The 15,318-nt window shown below is 71.4% G+C and carries 9 protein-coding genes; 3 read left to right on the forward strand and 6 right to left on the reverse strand.

Features of this window, described 5'->3' with window-relative positions; genetic code table 11:
- The first annotated feature begins 79 nt into the window (after positions 1-79).
- Entirely contained in the window at positions 80-664 is a 585-nt protein-coding gene (locus ACLZOT_RS27380) for an ABATE domain-containing protein (protein ID WP_416971741.1), read from the forward strand.
- A gap of 162 nt (positions 665-826) precedes the next feature.
- On the opposite strand, the gene ACLZOT_RS27385 is transcribed toward ACLZOT_RS27380, so the two are convergent.
- The 6 genes from ACLZOT_RS27385 to ACLZOT_RS27410 all read right to left on the reverse strand — a co-directional run bounded on the left by ACLZOT_RS27385 (position 827) and on the right by ACLZOT_RS27410 (position 11,390).
- Positions 827-1,990 carry a glycoside hydrolase family 43 protein gene (locus tag ACLZOT_RS27385; RefSeq protein WP_416971742.1) on the reverse strand — a complete coding sequence of 388 codons (1,164 nt, stop codon included), beginning with the start codon at positions 1,988-1,990 and terminating at the stop codon, positions 827-829.
- The gene (locus ACLZOT_RS27390; protein WP_416971743.1) at positions 1,981-4,044 is read right to left on the reverse strand and encodes a hypothetical protein; all 2,064 of its coding nucleotides are present in this window, start codon (positions 4,042-4,044) and stop codon (positions 1,981-1,983) included. Before ACLZOT_RS27390 ends, ACLZOT_RS27385 begins: the two co-directional genes overlap by 10 nt.
- A gap of 9 nt (positions 4,045-4,053) precedes the next feature.
- Positions 4,054-6,489, reverse strand: a complete 2,436-nt coding sequence (locus ACLZOT_RS27395; RefSeq protein WP_416971744.1) for a glycoside hydrolase family 2 TIM barrel-domain containing protein — start codon at positions 6,487-6,489, stop codon at positions 4,054-4,056.
- Between the two features lie 50 nt (positions 6,490-6,539).
- On the reverse strand, positions 6,540-7,931 hold the full coding sequence (locus ACLZOT_RS27400) for an MFS transporter (RefSeq protein ID WP_416971745.1): 1,392 nt from the start codon (positions 7,929-7,931) through the stop codon (positions 6,540-6,542).
- A 136-nt stretch (positions 7,932-8,067) separates the two neighbouring features.
- Positions 8,068-9,048 carry a LacI family DNA-binding transcriptional regulator gene (locus tag ACLZOT_RS27405; protein ID WP_416971746.1) on the reverse strand — a complete coding sequence of 327 codons (981 nt, stop codon included), beginning with the start codon at positions 9,046-9,048 and terminating at the stop codon, positions 8,068-8,070.
- Between the two features lie 110 nt (positions 9,049-9,158).
- Positions 9,159-11,390, reverse strand: coding sequence for a glycoside hydrolase family 3 C-terminal domain-containing protein (locus ACLZOT_RS27410; RefSeq protein WP_416971747.1), 2,232 nt, complete (start codon positions 11,388-11,390; stop codon positions 9,159-9,161).
- A gap of 210 nt (positions 11,391-11,600) precedes the next feature.
- Between ACLZOT_RS27410 and tap the strand changes: the two genes are divergently transcribed.
- Both tap and tpg read left to right on the forward strand, forming a co-directional pair.
- Positions 11,601-13,937 carry a telomere-associated protein Tap gene (gene tap, locus ACLZOT_RS27415; protein WP_416971748.1) on the forward strand — a complete coding sequence of 779 codons (2,337 nt, stop codon included), beginning with the start codon at positions 11,601-11,603 and terminating at the stop codon, positions 13,935-13,937.
- A gap of 6 nt (positions 13,938-13,943) precedes the next feature.
- Positions 13,944-14,501 carry a telomere-protecting terminal protein Tpg gene (tpg, locus tag ACLZOT_RS27420; protein ID WP_416971749.1) on the forward strand — a complete coding sequence of 186 codons (558 nt, stop codon included), beginning with the start codon at positions 13,944-13,946 and terminating at the stop codon, positions 14,499-14,501.
- The last annotated feature ends 817 nt before the right edge of the window (positions 14,502-15,318 follow it).

The following is a 15,318-nucleotide window of genomic DNA, read 5'->3' on the forward strand; positions in this document are numbered from 1 at the left end:
ACCGTGAGAGGATCGTAGACAGGTCTCACGGATGGAGACAATCTGTTCCGTGAGAATTCCGGGACGTAGCATGAACGCCGTGGAAGATCCCGTGACGCCGCCCGCGCCGGGGGAGGAGCGCCACCCCGCCCTCGCCCTCGCCAACAGCGCCCTCGCCCTGCCCGGCGGACACTTCATCGACCTGCTCGGCACCCCGCAGGCCGCGAACCGCTGGCTCGTCCAGCGCGCCCTCGCCCCCGACGACATCGACCTCGGCGAGATGTGCACGGCCCAACTCCGCTCCCTGCGCGAACAGATCAGGGCCCTGCTCGCCTCCCGCGTCGCCGCCCTGCCCGCGCTCCCCGCCGCCGTCGCCGCGATCAACGACGCGATGACCCGCGTCCCCACGGCCCCCCTCCTCCAGTGGGACGACCGGACGGGCCCCTACCGCACCACCCCTCACCCCACCACCGCCCTCGTCGACCACGCCCTCGCGGCCCTCGCCGCCGACGCCGCCGACCTCCTCACCTCCCCCGACGCCGACCGCCTCACCGCCTGCGCCTCCACCCCCTGCAACCGCTACCTCCTGCGCCACGGCCGCCGCCACTGGTGCTCCACCCGCTGCGGCGACCGAGCCCGAGCGGCCCGGGCGTACGCGCGGCGCACCCGCCCGGACACGAACTGAACGAGGGCCGGACGGCTCGCGCGCAGGGCCGCCGCCCGCGACCCGGCCTGAGCCGATCGGGCCCAGCCGGCTGGCGTCCGCGCCCGGCGCTACGTGAATCCGGCTCGCCGCGCCCGGCCCGGCACGACCTGAGCCGCATCGGGCCGGGCGTATGGTGCCCCTTCACCCAACCACCACCGTGACCGTTCCCCCGTCCTCCACCAGCCGCCGCACCACAGCCCGCTCGTCCGGCGTGCTGTTGGGCTGATGCAGCGTCAGCGCCAGCCCCCCGTCCCGGAGCCGGAACACCATGCCGTGCCCCCCGTCCGACGGCCACAGCGCAGACTCCTCCTGCGTCCACGGCCCCGTGACCTCCCCGGAGACGGAGTGCGCGACCCCCATCGCGTACCCCTGCTCGCCATGGCTGGACCACAGCATGAGCAGACGACCGCTGCGCGTCCGGAACAGGAACGGCCCGTCGGTGACGAAGACCGGACCCTCCTCCGACACCCCGGACAACGGCCTCGCCCACGGCGCCTCGGACGCGTGGAACAGGACGACCGGCTCCCCGACGGCCCGCCGCAGATCCTCCGTGAGACGCTGCGCGACGACCGCCCCGTCCCGGATCTGCGTCCACTCATGGCAGTACACGATCCACGGCCCACCCGCCCCGTCCACGTACAGCGTCCCGTCGAGACACTGCCACGCACGCGGCGTCACCGCCCCCTCGCTCCACGGCACGAACGGCCCGCGCGCAGTGTCCCCGACGAGGATCTGGGTACCCCTATGCCCGTCACGGCCGGTGAACGTCGCGAACATGTACCAGCGGCCCCGGAACGCGTGCACCTCGGGCGCCCAGAACATCCCCTCGCTCCAGAACCCCGCCGGCGGCCGGAACGCGGCGAACGGCCCCTCCCAGCGCAGGAGATCGACGCTGCGATAGGTGTCGAACCCGATGCCGGGCCCGTCCCAGATGTTCGGATCGGTACTGCCGTACAGGTGGTACACGCCCTTGTCCGGATCCCACAGGACGAACGGATCCCGGATCTGGATCCGATCCAACGTCACCTCCCGCTCGACAGCCCGCGCTACGACAGCCTCAGCGGCCTCCCCGACGATGAACCGTCCCCCGTTCGCCGCCCGCACGAGCCCCTCCACGGCGGCCCGCGAGACCTTGCCCCCACTCAGTTCGACGAGCCGGTCCAGCGTGAACACCCGCGCCGGACCGAGCCGTTCACCGTCCTGCCCCAACCCGGCGAGAAGCCCCCGCACCAACGGCCCTCCGACCGGATCCCCCAGCCAGTCACCCAGCGTGCTGCTCCCGGTCAACGCGCGCTCTACGGCCATGGCGTGAACCCCTCGTGCCGCACGGACCAGCCCTCCACCGGAAAGCCGGGACACTCCCCGCCGGCCATGAGCGAAACGGCCGCGAGCAGGGCCCCGTTGGAGGGGAGGTAGACCGGCAGGAGGCTGCCGATCTGGGGGGTGTGGCCGACTGCCGTGTACGTGTTCTTCGGTGTGTCCATCAGCAGTGCGTCCACCGCGAGTTCGGGCCGCCCGAGGCGGGTGGCGGCCATCGCCAGTACTGGGAAGTCCCAGCCCCAGGCGCTGTTCCAGTCCCAGTCGCCGAGGACGTCTTCGAGGGTCGCGGTCATGACTGTCGGGTCGATCAGGGGAGTTGGGGGTACGACGCCGAGGGCGCACAGCAGGGAGGGGTGGTCGTCGCGGCGGAGGTACGGCTCCGTGGCGACGGCGGTGTAGCGGTCGCCGTCGCGGTGGGGTGCGGCGAGGTGGTCCTGGATGTGCTGCCACCGCTTGTGCCGTTCGAGGCCGAGGCGTTCACGCCAACGCTGGGCGATCTCCAAGCCCCAGTGCCAGTAGGCGAGTTCGAAGGTCGGGTCCTCGGTGGTGCGCGCGTCGTAGAACTCCTGCGCCGGCACCAGGGGAGCGGGCAAGTGGTAGACGCCGTCCCGCTCCTCGACGAAGTCGGCCATGAACACGGCGGTGTCCTCGACGAGTTCGGCGAACCGCGCCACCAATCCGGCGTCGGGGCGGGCCCGGTACAGCAGTTCCAGCAGATAGAGCGGGTGCGGCTGCTGCCAGATCAGGAACACCCCGATGTCCGAAGGGCTCTCCCGCCCGTCGGGACCGGTCTGCTTGGGCCAGCGGGCGCCCTGGTAACGCTGCCGGCGCGCGGTCTCCCGAGCCTCGGGAAGGACCGACAGGTACCAGTCGAGACTGGGCTCCAGGAGCTCCGGCCGGCCCCAGGCCGCGAAGTGCGCCGCGTGCCACCAGTGCATCTCCAAGTGGTGCTTGCCGTGCCAGGAGTTGGTGATCAGACCCGTCTCCTGCGGCGGAAGAGCGCCGGAGCAGTTCACGGCGGTGAGGTACTGCGAGAGCACGACACGCCGCTCCAGCTCGGCGGCCCTCGGATCGGCGCTGCCGGAGAGGTCGAGGGCGGCACCGGAGGACCAGAACTCCCGCCACCGGTCGGCCGATGCCGTCCGCACGGAGTCGAAGTCACCCTCCTCGTCCACGTCGAACCCCACGGCGAGATCGAGCGCGCCCGACGAGGCGGTGAGCACGAACTCGTGCGGGGTGTCCGACGGGGTGAGTTCACCGTCGGTCCAGTCGAGCCGCACAGAATATGACATGTCGTCAAGCACCCGCCGGATCAACGCCGTTCGCTCGCCCCGGACCTCCAGCGCGGACGAGTGCCTGTCAGACGACCCCCAGTCGACGGTCTGGAAGAAACCGTCGCTCGCGTACGGGAAGCGCAGCACGACCCCGGCCCGCCCGTCGGCGAGCAGCGGCGACTCGATCCGGAACGCCACCCGCGCGCACCCCGGATCGGCGACCGTGACGACCCGCACCTCCTGACCCTCGTACAGGAACCGGCTGTCGACCGTGCCGGTCCACAGATCCAGGCTCTGCCGGGTCTCGCGCAGCGCCGACGGACCCGTCTCGGGCGCGGCGCCGGGGGAGGGGCGCAGCAGCAGTCCGACCCGGCCCAGGTCGAGCCGCTGCGGATTGGCGCTGAGCCAGGCCCCGGGTCGCATCTCCTCGGGCATGTCCCCGCCCATCATGGCGGCGATCCCGAACCGGTCCGGGTAACTCACCGTGCCCCGGGCCGTGTCGAACTCGGACATGGCGTCCCCGAGCACGTACCCCTCCGGGTTGGGCATGGCATGCCACCCCCACGTGCTCAGCGTCCCGGTGTGCACGGCGAGCCGCCGCTCCGCCAGGGCTGCGGCCTGGTCGTGGTACGCCGGGAACGACTGCATCCCGGTGATGTCGCACGAGTAGGCGAAGTCACCGTTCCCCACGGTCAGCACCTGCGCGGGATCCGGCTCGGTGAGCCGTACGGTGTGCCGGCTGACCAGCGTTTTCCTGTCGATCAACGGAGTTCCTTACCGAGTGGCTTCGACGGTGACGACGATCTCGACGGGTTCACACCCGGGCGCGCTCGCCAGCACCCGGATCTTCCCCGTCCCGGTGGGCCGTACGACGGCCAGCGCGCGCCCCTCGTAGGTCCGCCGCTCACTCGCGTCGAACCGCTCCTCGCCCGCCGGGACGGCGCTCCCGAACCCGATCAGCTCCCCGGCACCGGACACCTCGACCCGGACGACCCGGTCGGCGGCGGTGTGCACGGTCCCGGCCTCGTCGGTCAACTCCAGCGCCACGTACGCCAGATCACCCCCGTCCGCCCGCACCACCGGCCGCTCGGCCTCGACGGCGAGCCGCAGCGGACCGTTGGCCCACCGCAGGGTGTCCCGCCCGATCTCGACCCCGTCCCGGTAGGCGACGGCGACCAGCTCACCGGGCACGTACACGAGGTCGAACTCGGTCCGGAACCGGTGCCCGGCCCCGACGGGCCGCCGCCCGAACGAGTTGCCGTTGCCGATGAGTTCGACGTCGTCGGCATCCGCATACACCTCCACGGTGATCGGCTTCCCCTCCCAGCCCGGCCAGGTCCAGCTGGCGATGGCGTCGCTCCACGCCCAGGGCCCGCCGACCGGCGTGAGACCGTGGTGCTCGGGACGCCGGACGGCGATGTAGGGCTCGGCGCGCAGCCCGAACACGATCTCCCGGTAGTACGACACCGGCCGCCGGTGCCCGGTGATGTCCAGGTCGCCGCAGCCCGCGAGCAGGTGCGGGAAGGGCGCGGTGTGCACCGGACGCGGGTTGTCCGGCGTCGCGAACTGGGGCCGCCCGATGCCGACTTCGCCGAGGTAGTCCCAGCCGGTCCAGGTGAAGTCGCCGATCACATGGCCGTGCTCCCGCACGAGCTGCCAGGTGCGGTCGATGCGGGTCGGGAAGGTCTCGGTGCCGAGGATGATCCGGTTCGGGAAGAGGTCCCGGTCGAGGGCGTAGCGGCTGTCCGCGTAGTTCATCCCCGCCACGTCCAGCACGGAGAACGACTCGGCCGTCCGCGCGGTGACCAGGCCGGAGGCGCTGACGTGGTTGATCATGTCGGCGGCGTCGGCCATCTGACTGTTGACGCCCGCGCCCTCGCCGCCCTGCCGCAGCGCCGCGAGGTCGGACATCACGGCCAGGAACCCGTTCACGGCGTTGGTGACGTACCGCGTACCGTCCAGCGCCCGCACCTTCTCGGCGATCCTGCGCCCCCACACGGCCCCCGACGGAGACCCGGCCTCGGGAATCTCGTTGCCGATCGAGTACATGATGACGCTGGGCCGGTTGTAGTCCTTCGCGACCATCGCCTCGACGTCCCGCTCCCACCACTCGGGGAAGTGCAGGCTGTAGTCGAACCCGGTCTTCGCGGACGTCCACACGTCGAAGGTCTCGTCCACCACGAACATCCCCAGCCGGTCGCAGGCGTCGAGCATGGCCCGGCTCATCGGATGGTGCGCCATCCGGATCGCGTTGAACCCGGCCTCCTTCAGCAGCCGCACCCGCCGCTCCTCGGCGTACGAGTAAGTCGCCGCCCCCAAGGGCCCGTTGTCGTGATGGACGCAGGCCCCGCGCAGCTTCACCGTCCGCCCGTTGACCCGCAGCCCGCGTACGGGGTCGAGCTGGAGCGCACGGACCCCGAACCGCGTGCCGTCCTGGTCGACGACGGTGTCCCCCTCCCCGAGCACGACCCGGCAGTCGTACAGATACGGGTCGTCCACGTCCCACCGGCGCGGCTCGCGCAGATACAGCCGCGAGCGGACGGTGACGTCCTCACCGGGCGGCACGGTCACCTTCACCGCGTCCCCGGTCACCGCACCGCCGTCCGCGTCCCGGACGGTCACCGCCAGATCGAGGGTGCGGGGCGCGATCGAGTCGTTGCGCAGCAGGGTCGCGACCTCGACGACGGCGAGGTCGTCCTCGACCTCCAGCGCGGTGACCCGGATCCCGTCCGGCACGACGCGGACGACGTCCCCGGTGAGCATCCAGGTGTCCCGGTAGATCCCGGCCCCCGTGTACCAGCGGGCGTCCTGGTGGGCGCGGGCCTCCACCCGGATCTCGTTGTCCTCGCCGTACCGCAGGAAGGGATCGGCGTCGACGATGAACTGCGAGTACCCGTACGGCCGTTGACCGGCGTAGGCGCCGTTGATGTGGACGGTGGCGTCCCGGTGGACGCCCTCGAACACCAACTGCACGCGCCGGCCGCGCAGTTCCTCCGGCACGGCGAACGTCTTGCGGTACTCGAAGACCCCGCCGGTGAAGTAGGCGCCCGCACCGCCCTCCGGGTCGTCCGGCGCGACGCGGTCCTGGCCGATCATCGCGTCGTGGGGGAGCGTCACCGGGGTGAACGGGGCGACGGGGCCGGAGAGTTCGGCGAAGGGGTTCACCTTCCGCCGGGTCTGCCAGCCGTCGTTGAAGGAGGTGCGGATCATGAGGTGCCTTGTCTGTGGGAAGAGCTTGTCTGCGAGAAGAGAGGGGGAAGTCAGGCGGCTTCGACGGGCCGCGCCCTGGGAATCAGCGCCACCAGCAGCGTGCCGAGCGCACACGCCCCGGCCACCAGCAGGAACCCGTTCGCGAAACCGCCGTCCAGATAGAACTGCGTGCCCTTCATGACGATGCCGTCCTGGGCCATCACGGTGAACACCAGCTGGCTGACGACGACTTGCAGCACGCTCTGGACCAGCCACTGTGAACCGTTGGCGAGCGCCTGCTCCTCGGGCGCCACCGACTCGATGACCATGATCGGCAGCACCGAGACGACCAGCCCCATCCCGGGCCCGGAGATCAGGCCCAGCAGGGCGAAGTGCCAGATCTCTGTGTGGAGTTGGGAGGCGACCACGTACCCGGCGGTGGTCAGCGCTCCGCCGGCGGCGAGCAGGATCCGCGTGTCGACGCGCCGGGCGAGCCGCCCGGTCAGGACCGCCGTCACGATCACCAGGACACTGATCGGCGACTGCACCGCCGCACTCCGGGTGACGGACCAGCCGAGCCCGTCGGACACCGAGGGGATGGCCGGCATCAGGGTGAGCAGCATGGTCACCGTCCCCACCGCGAACGTCGCCCCCGCGCCGACCGAGGTCGCCAGGAACACCGTCCACACCCGGCGCCGCCGGATCAGTGCCGGCGGCAGCAGGGGGTCGGCGGCACGGGACTCGTACGGCAGGAACAGCAGCGCCGCGAGGAGGCCGAGACCGATCCAGGCGAGCGTTCTGCCGCTGGTCCAGCCCCAGTGGGAGCCTTCGCCGATGCCGTACACGACCGCGCTGAGCCCGCCGCCGAGCAGCAGTCCGCCGACCCAGTCCATCCGGCGTGCCGTCTCCCGCACCGGGCTCTCCGGTACGAACAGGAGCTGGAGCAGCAGACACACGCCGGTGGAGACGGCGATGAACCACAGGGCGCCCCGGAAGCCGTGGTGGTCGATGAGCCAGGCCGACAGGAACGGTCCGCCGAGGCCGACCAGGCCGATACTGGCGGCGAGGACGCCGCTGGCCGTGGCGACCAGGCGGGCGGGGAAGATGTCGCGGGCCAGGGCGTAGGCGATGAACACCGTGGCCCCGTAGGCGCCGGCGACGACCCGGCCGGCGATCAGGGTCGGGTAGTCGGTGGCGAGGGCGGTGATCACGTCGCCGAGCAGGCCGACGCCGATCGCGGCGACCATGACGCGCTTCTTGCCGTACATCGCGGCGGCCTTCATCGCGAACGGCGTCAGGAACGTGCCGAGCAGCGCCGAGCCCAGGGTGAACCAGGCGATCTGCGTGGTCTGGAAGTGGACGGCGACCTCGGCCTGGGAGCTTCCGGCGAGCAGCCCCGCGATGGGGTTCAGCGCGACGGTCCACAGCAGGGCGGCGAGGGCTAGGACATGGCGGGAGGACATGGGTGCCTCTCAGAGACTGGGGGAAGGGTCACTGAACGTTAGTGATGCGCGTCAGTGAAGCGCGTAAGTAGATAAGCGCGACTCGCCCGTCAGGGGCAAGACGCTGAAAGGTAACGAGCCGGTAACGGTGCTGGTGTCAGGAGGACAGCCGCTGGACCAGCCGCAGCACGGCCCCCGGCCCCGGCAGGGCCGCACGCCGCCCGGTCAGCCCCGCCACCACCGCCTCGGCGCGGTGCCGGCCGGCCTCCTGGAGGTCGAAGTACACCGTGGACAGCGGCGGCGCGGCGAAACGCGCCATGGGAATGTCGTCGGCCCCCACGACCGCGAGATCCTCAGGAACCGAGAGCCCCATCTCCCGCAGCGTCGCGAGCAGCGCCACGGCATGCTCGTCGTTGAACGCGCACACCCCGCTCACCCCCGCCTCCTGCCACCGCCGCACGACAGCGGCCAGCGCGGAGATCTCCAGATCGGCCGCGCCCAGCGCGAGCGGCTCCGCGACACCCGCCGCCGCACACGCCTGGACGACCCCCTGGAGCCGCTGTTCGCCCATCCGCTCGAACCGCGCGGGCGAGGGCAGCAGATACCCGATCCGGCGATGACCGCGCCCGATCAGATGCTCGGCCTGCATCCGCCCCAGCGGCGGCATCGCCGACAGGGCCGCGTCCGCAGGCGGCAGCACGACACTCACCCCGAGCCGGTGCAACGCCTGCACGGTGGCCTCGTCGAACCCCTCGAAACCGAGCACCGCCGACGCCCCCACGGTCGCGCACACATCCGGCAGCGACCGGCCCCGCGCCGCCATCAGATGCGTGACCAGCGTCAGACCGTGATCCGCCAGCGCGGCCGTGAGCTCCTCCACGAACCGGCTGATGCTCGGCCCGATCGGCAGATCCGGGATGGACAGCAGCACGATGTCGCTGCGCCCGGCGGCCAGCGCCCGCGCGGAGGCGTGCGGCCGGTACTGCAACCGCTCGGCGGCCTCCAGCACCCGCTGCCGGGTCTCCTCCGGGATCGTCTGCCCGGGCCGGTTGTTGAGCACATAGCTGACGGTGGTGCGCGAGACACCGGCCGCCAGAGCGACATCGGCGCTGGTGGTCCGTTTCGCGGGGCGTGTCATGACCCTCTGATCCGTCGTCCGAGCCGTCGGCGCGACAGTGGCGCCACCCACCGGGGATGACGGCGGGCATCCTGATCATACGGGCCACGGCGCCCGCCCACTGACGCGCATCACCCCGCACGACGCGTACGGCCCATGAGCCGCTCCAACGTCTCCTCAAGGACCGGCCCCTCCACCAGCCCCACCACCCGCTTCATCGGCACGTCCCGCACCGCCTGCAACAACTCCGGCCGCTCCCCGAACTGTGCGCTCTGTCCCGCGGGCAGCGCGGAGGTCAGCTCCTCAAGCAACACGGACCCCACGACGGGATGCGCGATCCACTCCCCGAACGTGTCCTCCAACGTCAGCTCCCGCCCACCAACATCCCCCACGAGCCGCACAGCGGCCTCGGCGACCACACACTCGGCGTCCGCCCCGATCTGCACGGCATACTCACCGGGCGCGACGACCCACCCCCCGCCCGGCACGTCGTAGTACGCGAACGCCCGCCGCCCCAGCTCGAACCCGACCGTACGGCTCTCCCCGGCACCGAGACCCACCTTGGCGAAGTCACGCAGCTCCCGCACCGGCCGCCGCACCGGCCCCGCCCCGGTCGCGACGTACACCTGGACGACGTACTTCCCCGCCCGCTCCCCGGTGTTGGTCACCGTGACCGAGGCCCGGACCGAGTCGTCGCCGGTGACCTCCACGGACAGCCCGCCCACGTCGAACGTCGTGTACGACAGCCCGTGCCCGAACGGATACCGCACCGGCGCCCCGGTCGTCCCATACCACCGGTACCCGACCATGACACCCTCGCCGTAGCGCACATGCCCCTGCTCACCGGGGAAGTTGACGAAGCTCGGGTTGTCCTCCACCCGCAGCGGAACCGTCTCCGCGAGCCGCCCCGACGGGTTCACGTCCCCGAGCAGCAGATCGGCGATCGCGCCCCCACCGCCCTGCCCGAGCAGGAACCCCTCCAGGATCGCGTCGACCCCGTCGTGCCAGCCCTCCAGCGACGCGACCCCGCCGTGCGACAGCACCACCACCGTCCGGGCCGCCACCGCCGAGACCGCCCGCACCAACTCGACCTGCACGGACGGCAGTTCCAGGCTCTCGCGGTCGAACCCCTCGGACTCCTCGCTCTCCGGCAGCCCCACGAACACGACCGCCACCTCCGCTCCCCGCGCCAGCTCCACCGCCTCCTCCCGCAACGCCCGCCCGTCCCCGGAGCCGTCCACCGCGAACCCCGGCGCGAACCCGACCGAACAGCCCCGCCCCCGCAGCACGTCGAGACAGGAGTCGACCCGCGTCGCCCGCAGATGCGAACTCCCGCCCGCCTGATAACGCGGCACCTCCGCGAACGCCCCGACCACCACGACCCGCTGCCCCGCGGCCAACGGAAGAACACCACCGTCGTTCTTCAGCAACACCGCACACTCACCCGCCAGTTCCCGGGCCAGCCGATGATGCCCCTCGACATCGAACCCGGCGGACGCCTCACCCACGAGCCCCCCGAGAGCGACCACCCGCCGTACGGCGCTGTCGACCACGTCCTCGTCCAGCTCACCGGCACGCACGGCATCCACGATCCGCCGCGCGCTCTCGGCGGAGGGCCCCGGCATCTCCAGATCCAGCCCGGCCCGCAGCGCCGCCACCGGATCGTGGACCGCGCCCCAGTCCGACACCACCGCCCCCTCGAACCCCCACTCCTCCCGCAGCACCTCGGTGAGCAGCCACCGGCTCTGCGCGGCGTGCACCCCGTTGACCTTGTTGTAGGCGGCCATCACCGTGGCGGGCCGCGCCTCCCGGACCACCTGCTCGAACGCCGGCAGATAGATCTCCCGCAGCGTCCGCTCGTCGACGTCCGCACTGACCCGCATCCGGTCGGTCTCCTGGTTGTTCACGGCGAAGTGCTTCACCGACGCCCCCACCCCCTCCCCCTGCTGACCGCGCACATGTGCCGCCCCGAGCCGCCCCGACAGCACCGGATCCTCGGAGTAGTACTCGAAGTTCCGCCCGCACAACGGCGACCGCTTGATGTTCACCCCCGGCCCCAGCACCACGTGCACCCCGAGCGCCCGCGCCTCCCGCCCCACCGCCGCCCCCACCCGGGCGGCCACCTCCACGTCCCAACTGCTCCCCACCGCCACAGCGGGCGGAAAGCACGTCGACGGCAGACTCTCGTAGATCCCCAGATGATCGAAGGCCCCGACCTGCCGCCGCACCCCGTGCGGCCCGTCGGTCATCACGACCGACGGCACACCGGCCTCCTCCACAGGCAGCGTGGACCAGAAATCCTGCCCCGCCAGGAGCGCGGCCTTCTGCTCCAGGGACAGACGGGATGGTTCGATCGTGGGCATGGATACGTCCTTCGAGCCGTGGCGGCGAGACCGGGAACAGATGACTGATACGCATCACTGACGCGCGTAAGTGACTCTAGTTCGAGGGTCGGGAGACGGACAAGGCCATGGCCTGCGAGATCCCCGCGTACGGGTTGCGTACGCCTTTCGTGCGTGTCACGTACGCGATCCGTGCGCTTCGCACTATTGTGGCCTCACAGGAGGTGTCACATGCCCGAGCCCGAGTCCGGACTGTTCAGCCGGATCGACGCGCTGGTCGCGTCCCGCTCCGCCCTGCCCCCACCCCCGGAGCGCAAGCGGTTGCGCACGGCACACGGGCTGACGCTGGACGAGGTGGCGGCGGCGCTCGACGTACGCCGGGCGACGGTCAGTGGCTGGGAGTCCGGCAGGACGGAACCACGGCCGCCGGAACGGGACGGGTACGCGCGGCTGCTGAAGCAGCTCGGGGAGCTGTACCCCGCGGTCCCCGATTCCCCGGCACCGGCGAGGGACGGCTTTCCGGCATCGGCGAAGGGGGACTCCCCGGCACCGGTGAAGGACGCGCCCGCACCTGCTCCTGAAGCCGTGCGAGAGACCACCCCGCGACCCGTGGAAGAGATCACTCCGCGACCCGCGCGGGTGGCTGCCCCGCCCGCCACCCCTGCTCCGGCGGCCTCGGCGCCGACCGTCGTGGAGACCCCCGCCCGCCCGGCAGAGGCTCCCGCCCGCCCGACGGCGACCACCCCCGGACCGGCAGCGGCCACCCCGAGACCGGCTTCGCGGCGCCCGGCGACGAAGAAAGCGGCGAAGAAGCCCACACCGGCCCAGCCCGCCACCGACCCGAGGTTCGAGAACGGACCCCTGGCCGTGGTCGACATCGAGGACGGCCAGGCATCGGCGTACTGCGTCGGCGGCCTAGTCCTGGATGTCCCCGCCCGCTCCCTCTCCGCACTCGTCGAGTGGACGCTCACCGACGCCCGCCTCGGTCAGCCCCGCCTGCACCGCCACGGCCGCGACGCCGACCCGGTCCTCGTCCTCACCCCGGCCGCCCTGGAACGCTACGGCCTGCCCACCGCCCTGACCGAGGAGGAACGCCGAGCCGGCCGCCTCCCCGACAGCCACAAGACCGTCAAGCAACTCCTCAATGCGGGCTGGCAGTTGACCCAGCGCGGCTTCGGCCCCTGGGCACGGATCTACCGCCCGGCGGAAGGCTCCCGACGCCAGTGCGTCCAGGTCTGCATCCCGGCCTGGAACGCCCTGGACGTCCGCGAATGGGACCGCAAGGACTCCCCGGTCCTGCCGACGATGCACCCGGCCGACCTCGCCCGCTACCTCGGCACGTACGCCCAGCGGGTGATGACCCCACGCGGCACGACAGCGGTCACCGGCCTCGAACTGATGGTGGCACTGCGCCCACCGACCCGCGCGGAGAAGGACGAGACCACCGGCGAGTGGAAACGCGCGTTCAACCCGGACGCCCTGACCGCCGTGTACGACGTGGTGGAGTGCGAGGTCCCGGACGAACACCCCCTGCTGAAGGGCAGGTTCGCCCGGCACCACCTGCGCACCCCCGCGGAGATGCTCATGGAGGAGCCCTACGACTGGTGCCGCCCGCTGACCGACGAGGAGTGCGGGCACCCCTTCCTGGTCGCCGTCGACGTGAACATGTCCTTCGCCGCGGCGGCGAACGGCCTCACACTCGGCCTCAACGGCCCGACCCACCTCACGGACAACCCGGCGTTCGACCCGTCCCTGCCGGGCTCCTGGCTGGTCGACCTGAGCCACGTCGACCTCTCCCGCGTACGGATCGACGGCCACGGCGTCGACGCCGACCGCCTCCCGTCCCCCTTCACCCCGTCGGGCGAGCCCCCCGACGGCCCGGCCTGGTACGCCACCCCGACCGTCGCCTACGCGGTGGAGCTCGGCTTCGACGTCGCACCCGCCGAGGCGTACGTCCGTACCGGAAGCGGCCGTTACCTGGACGGCTGGTACAAGCGGCTGCGCGACGCGTACGTGGCGACGATGGCCGACCTCGGCGTCACCACCGACCTCACCGGCCAGGACTTCCTGGCGGCGATGGCCCGCTCGAAGGAGGGCGACACGGTCCTGGGCCTGCTGGCGGGCGCGGTCAAGGCGACGGCGAAAGGCGGCATCGGCAAACTGCGCCAGCGCAACCGTGGCCAGGTGCCGTACTACGAACCCTGGCCCGCGCTCGCCCGGGAGACCTGGCGCCCCGACATCCGGGCGGCCGTCCTCGCCAACCAGCGCATCGGCATCCACCGCAAGCTGATGAAGACCGCCGCCCTGGCCGGCGTCTACCCCGTGGCGATCGGCACCGACGCCGTCGTCTACCCCTCCGCGGGCCCGTCCCCGCTGGACGCCCTACCGCACACCGCCGAGGGAAAACCGCTGCCGGGAGGCTTCCGGCTCGGCGTGTCACCGGGAATGGTGAAACACCAGGGCACACGGTCCGTCCTGTGGGCGGAGGAACAGTTCGAGGAGGCGGGCACGGTCTTCAACCTCGCCAACCTCATCAAAACGGGCCCCGACACGGGCGAAGGGGAGTAACCGACGATGACGGACTCGATCGGGGACGGCCTGGACGCGGCACTCGAATCGGCGTTCACCCGCCGCATCCCCCAGAGCGCCCAGGCGCAGATGAAGTACCTGGTCAAACAACTCAAGGGCACCAGAGCCGCGGCCGAAGCCCTCGGCATCTCCCAGCGCACCGTCGAACGCTACGTCGCGGGCAAGCTCAAACGCCCCCGCCGCGACCTGCGCGACCGCATGGAACAAGAGGTCAAGAAGCGCTGGCAGCCCCAGGTCCGGGCCCGCGCGAAGAAGAAGGCCACCTCCACCGACGGCGTCATCGTCTCCACCCGCGCCCGCTTCGGCTTCACCGCGGCCCCCGGCACCACCGACGACGCCCGCACCCGCGACATCACCCAGGCCCTCACCCCCCACTGGGCCGGACGCCTCTTCACCGCCCGCGACGCCGGCGCCGACGAACACCAACTACGCACCATCGCGGCCGAGGCCCTCGCGGAAATGTACTTCCGCGCGGGCAACACCCGAGCAGCGGGCCTGGGCGTCGAGTTCACCGACGTCACCCACATCCGCATCGACCTCTGACCGACTCGACACAGTGGGCCGCCCCGATCAGATGCCACGCCCGCACAGCTGGTTTCGAGTCAGGTCCGCTTGCGGCTCGCGATCTCGTCAGAGAGCTGCTGCACGTGGGCGGGGTCCGCGTCCCGGGCAAGAGTGACGTAGTGGTCCATGACGGCCGGCCGGTAGCGCACGGGCAACATCTGTCCCGGAGCGGCGGAGTGTTCTGGAAGAGTGAGCCGCATGGACGACGGAGCCCTCCGGTTTCTTCACGCCAGGAACGAGCCCGATGCGGTCGCACGATACGGCCGGCAGGGTCCCGCCAAGGACGTGAGGGGATGCATAATCGCCCTTCTGGCCGTTCCGTTGCTGCTCGTGTCCGGGTGCGAAGGCAGGTACCAGCAGCAGTACGAGGAGGGCTACAGAGCTGGCCAGGACGCATCGACCGTGTGCGGCGAGTACGTCACGCGAAGCGGAAGCGAACCGTCCCGGCAGTGGATGGCAGGCTGCTCCGACGCCGCAGCGGGCCGACCGGCCGATCCACCACATTCCCGGTAGTACTCGTTTCCCACCGGCCCACGCACGTTCATGCGGAACGTTCTGGACCGATTGATCGACCTTAAAGAACAAGCACCCGGCGTTTTACGGAGGGAAGCGAGATCTTCTTGCCGGGCGGTGACGTCCTGTACGGCCGCGGAGCGGTGGACCGGGATCCGTGGGGTCGTGTGGTGTGGTTGTTGGTGTGGATTTGGTGGTGGGTGGGTGGGGGGCGGGGTGGGATTGTTTGCGGTGTGTCTGGGTGGTTGTGTGTTTCCTGGAATGGTGTGTTCGGTGTCGGGTG

It is taken from the genome of Streptomyces sp. 4F14 (assembly GCF_048159485.1).
Lineage (GTDB): Bacteria > Actinomycetota > Actinomycetes > Streptomycetales > Streptomycetaceae > Streptomyces.

Excerpts from the sequence above, each read along its gene's own strand:
- ACLZOT_RS27385 (WP_416971742.1), bottom strand. The coding sequence starts at position 1,990 with ATGGCCGTAGAGCGCGCGTTGACCGGGAGCAGCACGCTGGGTGACTGG.
- ACLZOT_RS27395 (WP_416971744.1), bottom strand. The coding sequence starts at position 6,489 with ATGATCCGCACCTCCTTCAACGACGGCTGGCAGACCCGGCGGAAGGTG.
- ACLZOT_RS27400 (WP_416971745.1), bottom strand. The coding sequence starts at position 7,931 with ATGTCCTCCCGCCATGTCCTAGCCCTCGCCGCCCTGCTGTGGACCGTC.
- ACLZOT_RS27405 (WP_416971746.1), bottom strand. The coding sequence starts at position 9,048 with ATGACACGCCCCGCGAAACGGACCACCAGCGCCGATGTCGCTCTGGCG.
- ACLZOT_RS27410 (WP_416971747.1), bottom strand. The coding sequence starts at position 11,390 with ATGCCCACGATCGAACCATCCCGTCTGTCCCTGGAGCAGAAGGCCGCG.
- tap (WP_416971748.1), top strand. The coding sequence starts at position 11,601 with ATGCCCGAGCCCGAGTCCGGACTGTTCAGCCGGATCGACGCGCTGGTC.
- tpg (WP_416971749.1), top strand. The coding sequence starts at position 13,944 with ATGACGGACTCGATCGGGGACGGCCTGGACGCGGCACTCGAATCGGCG.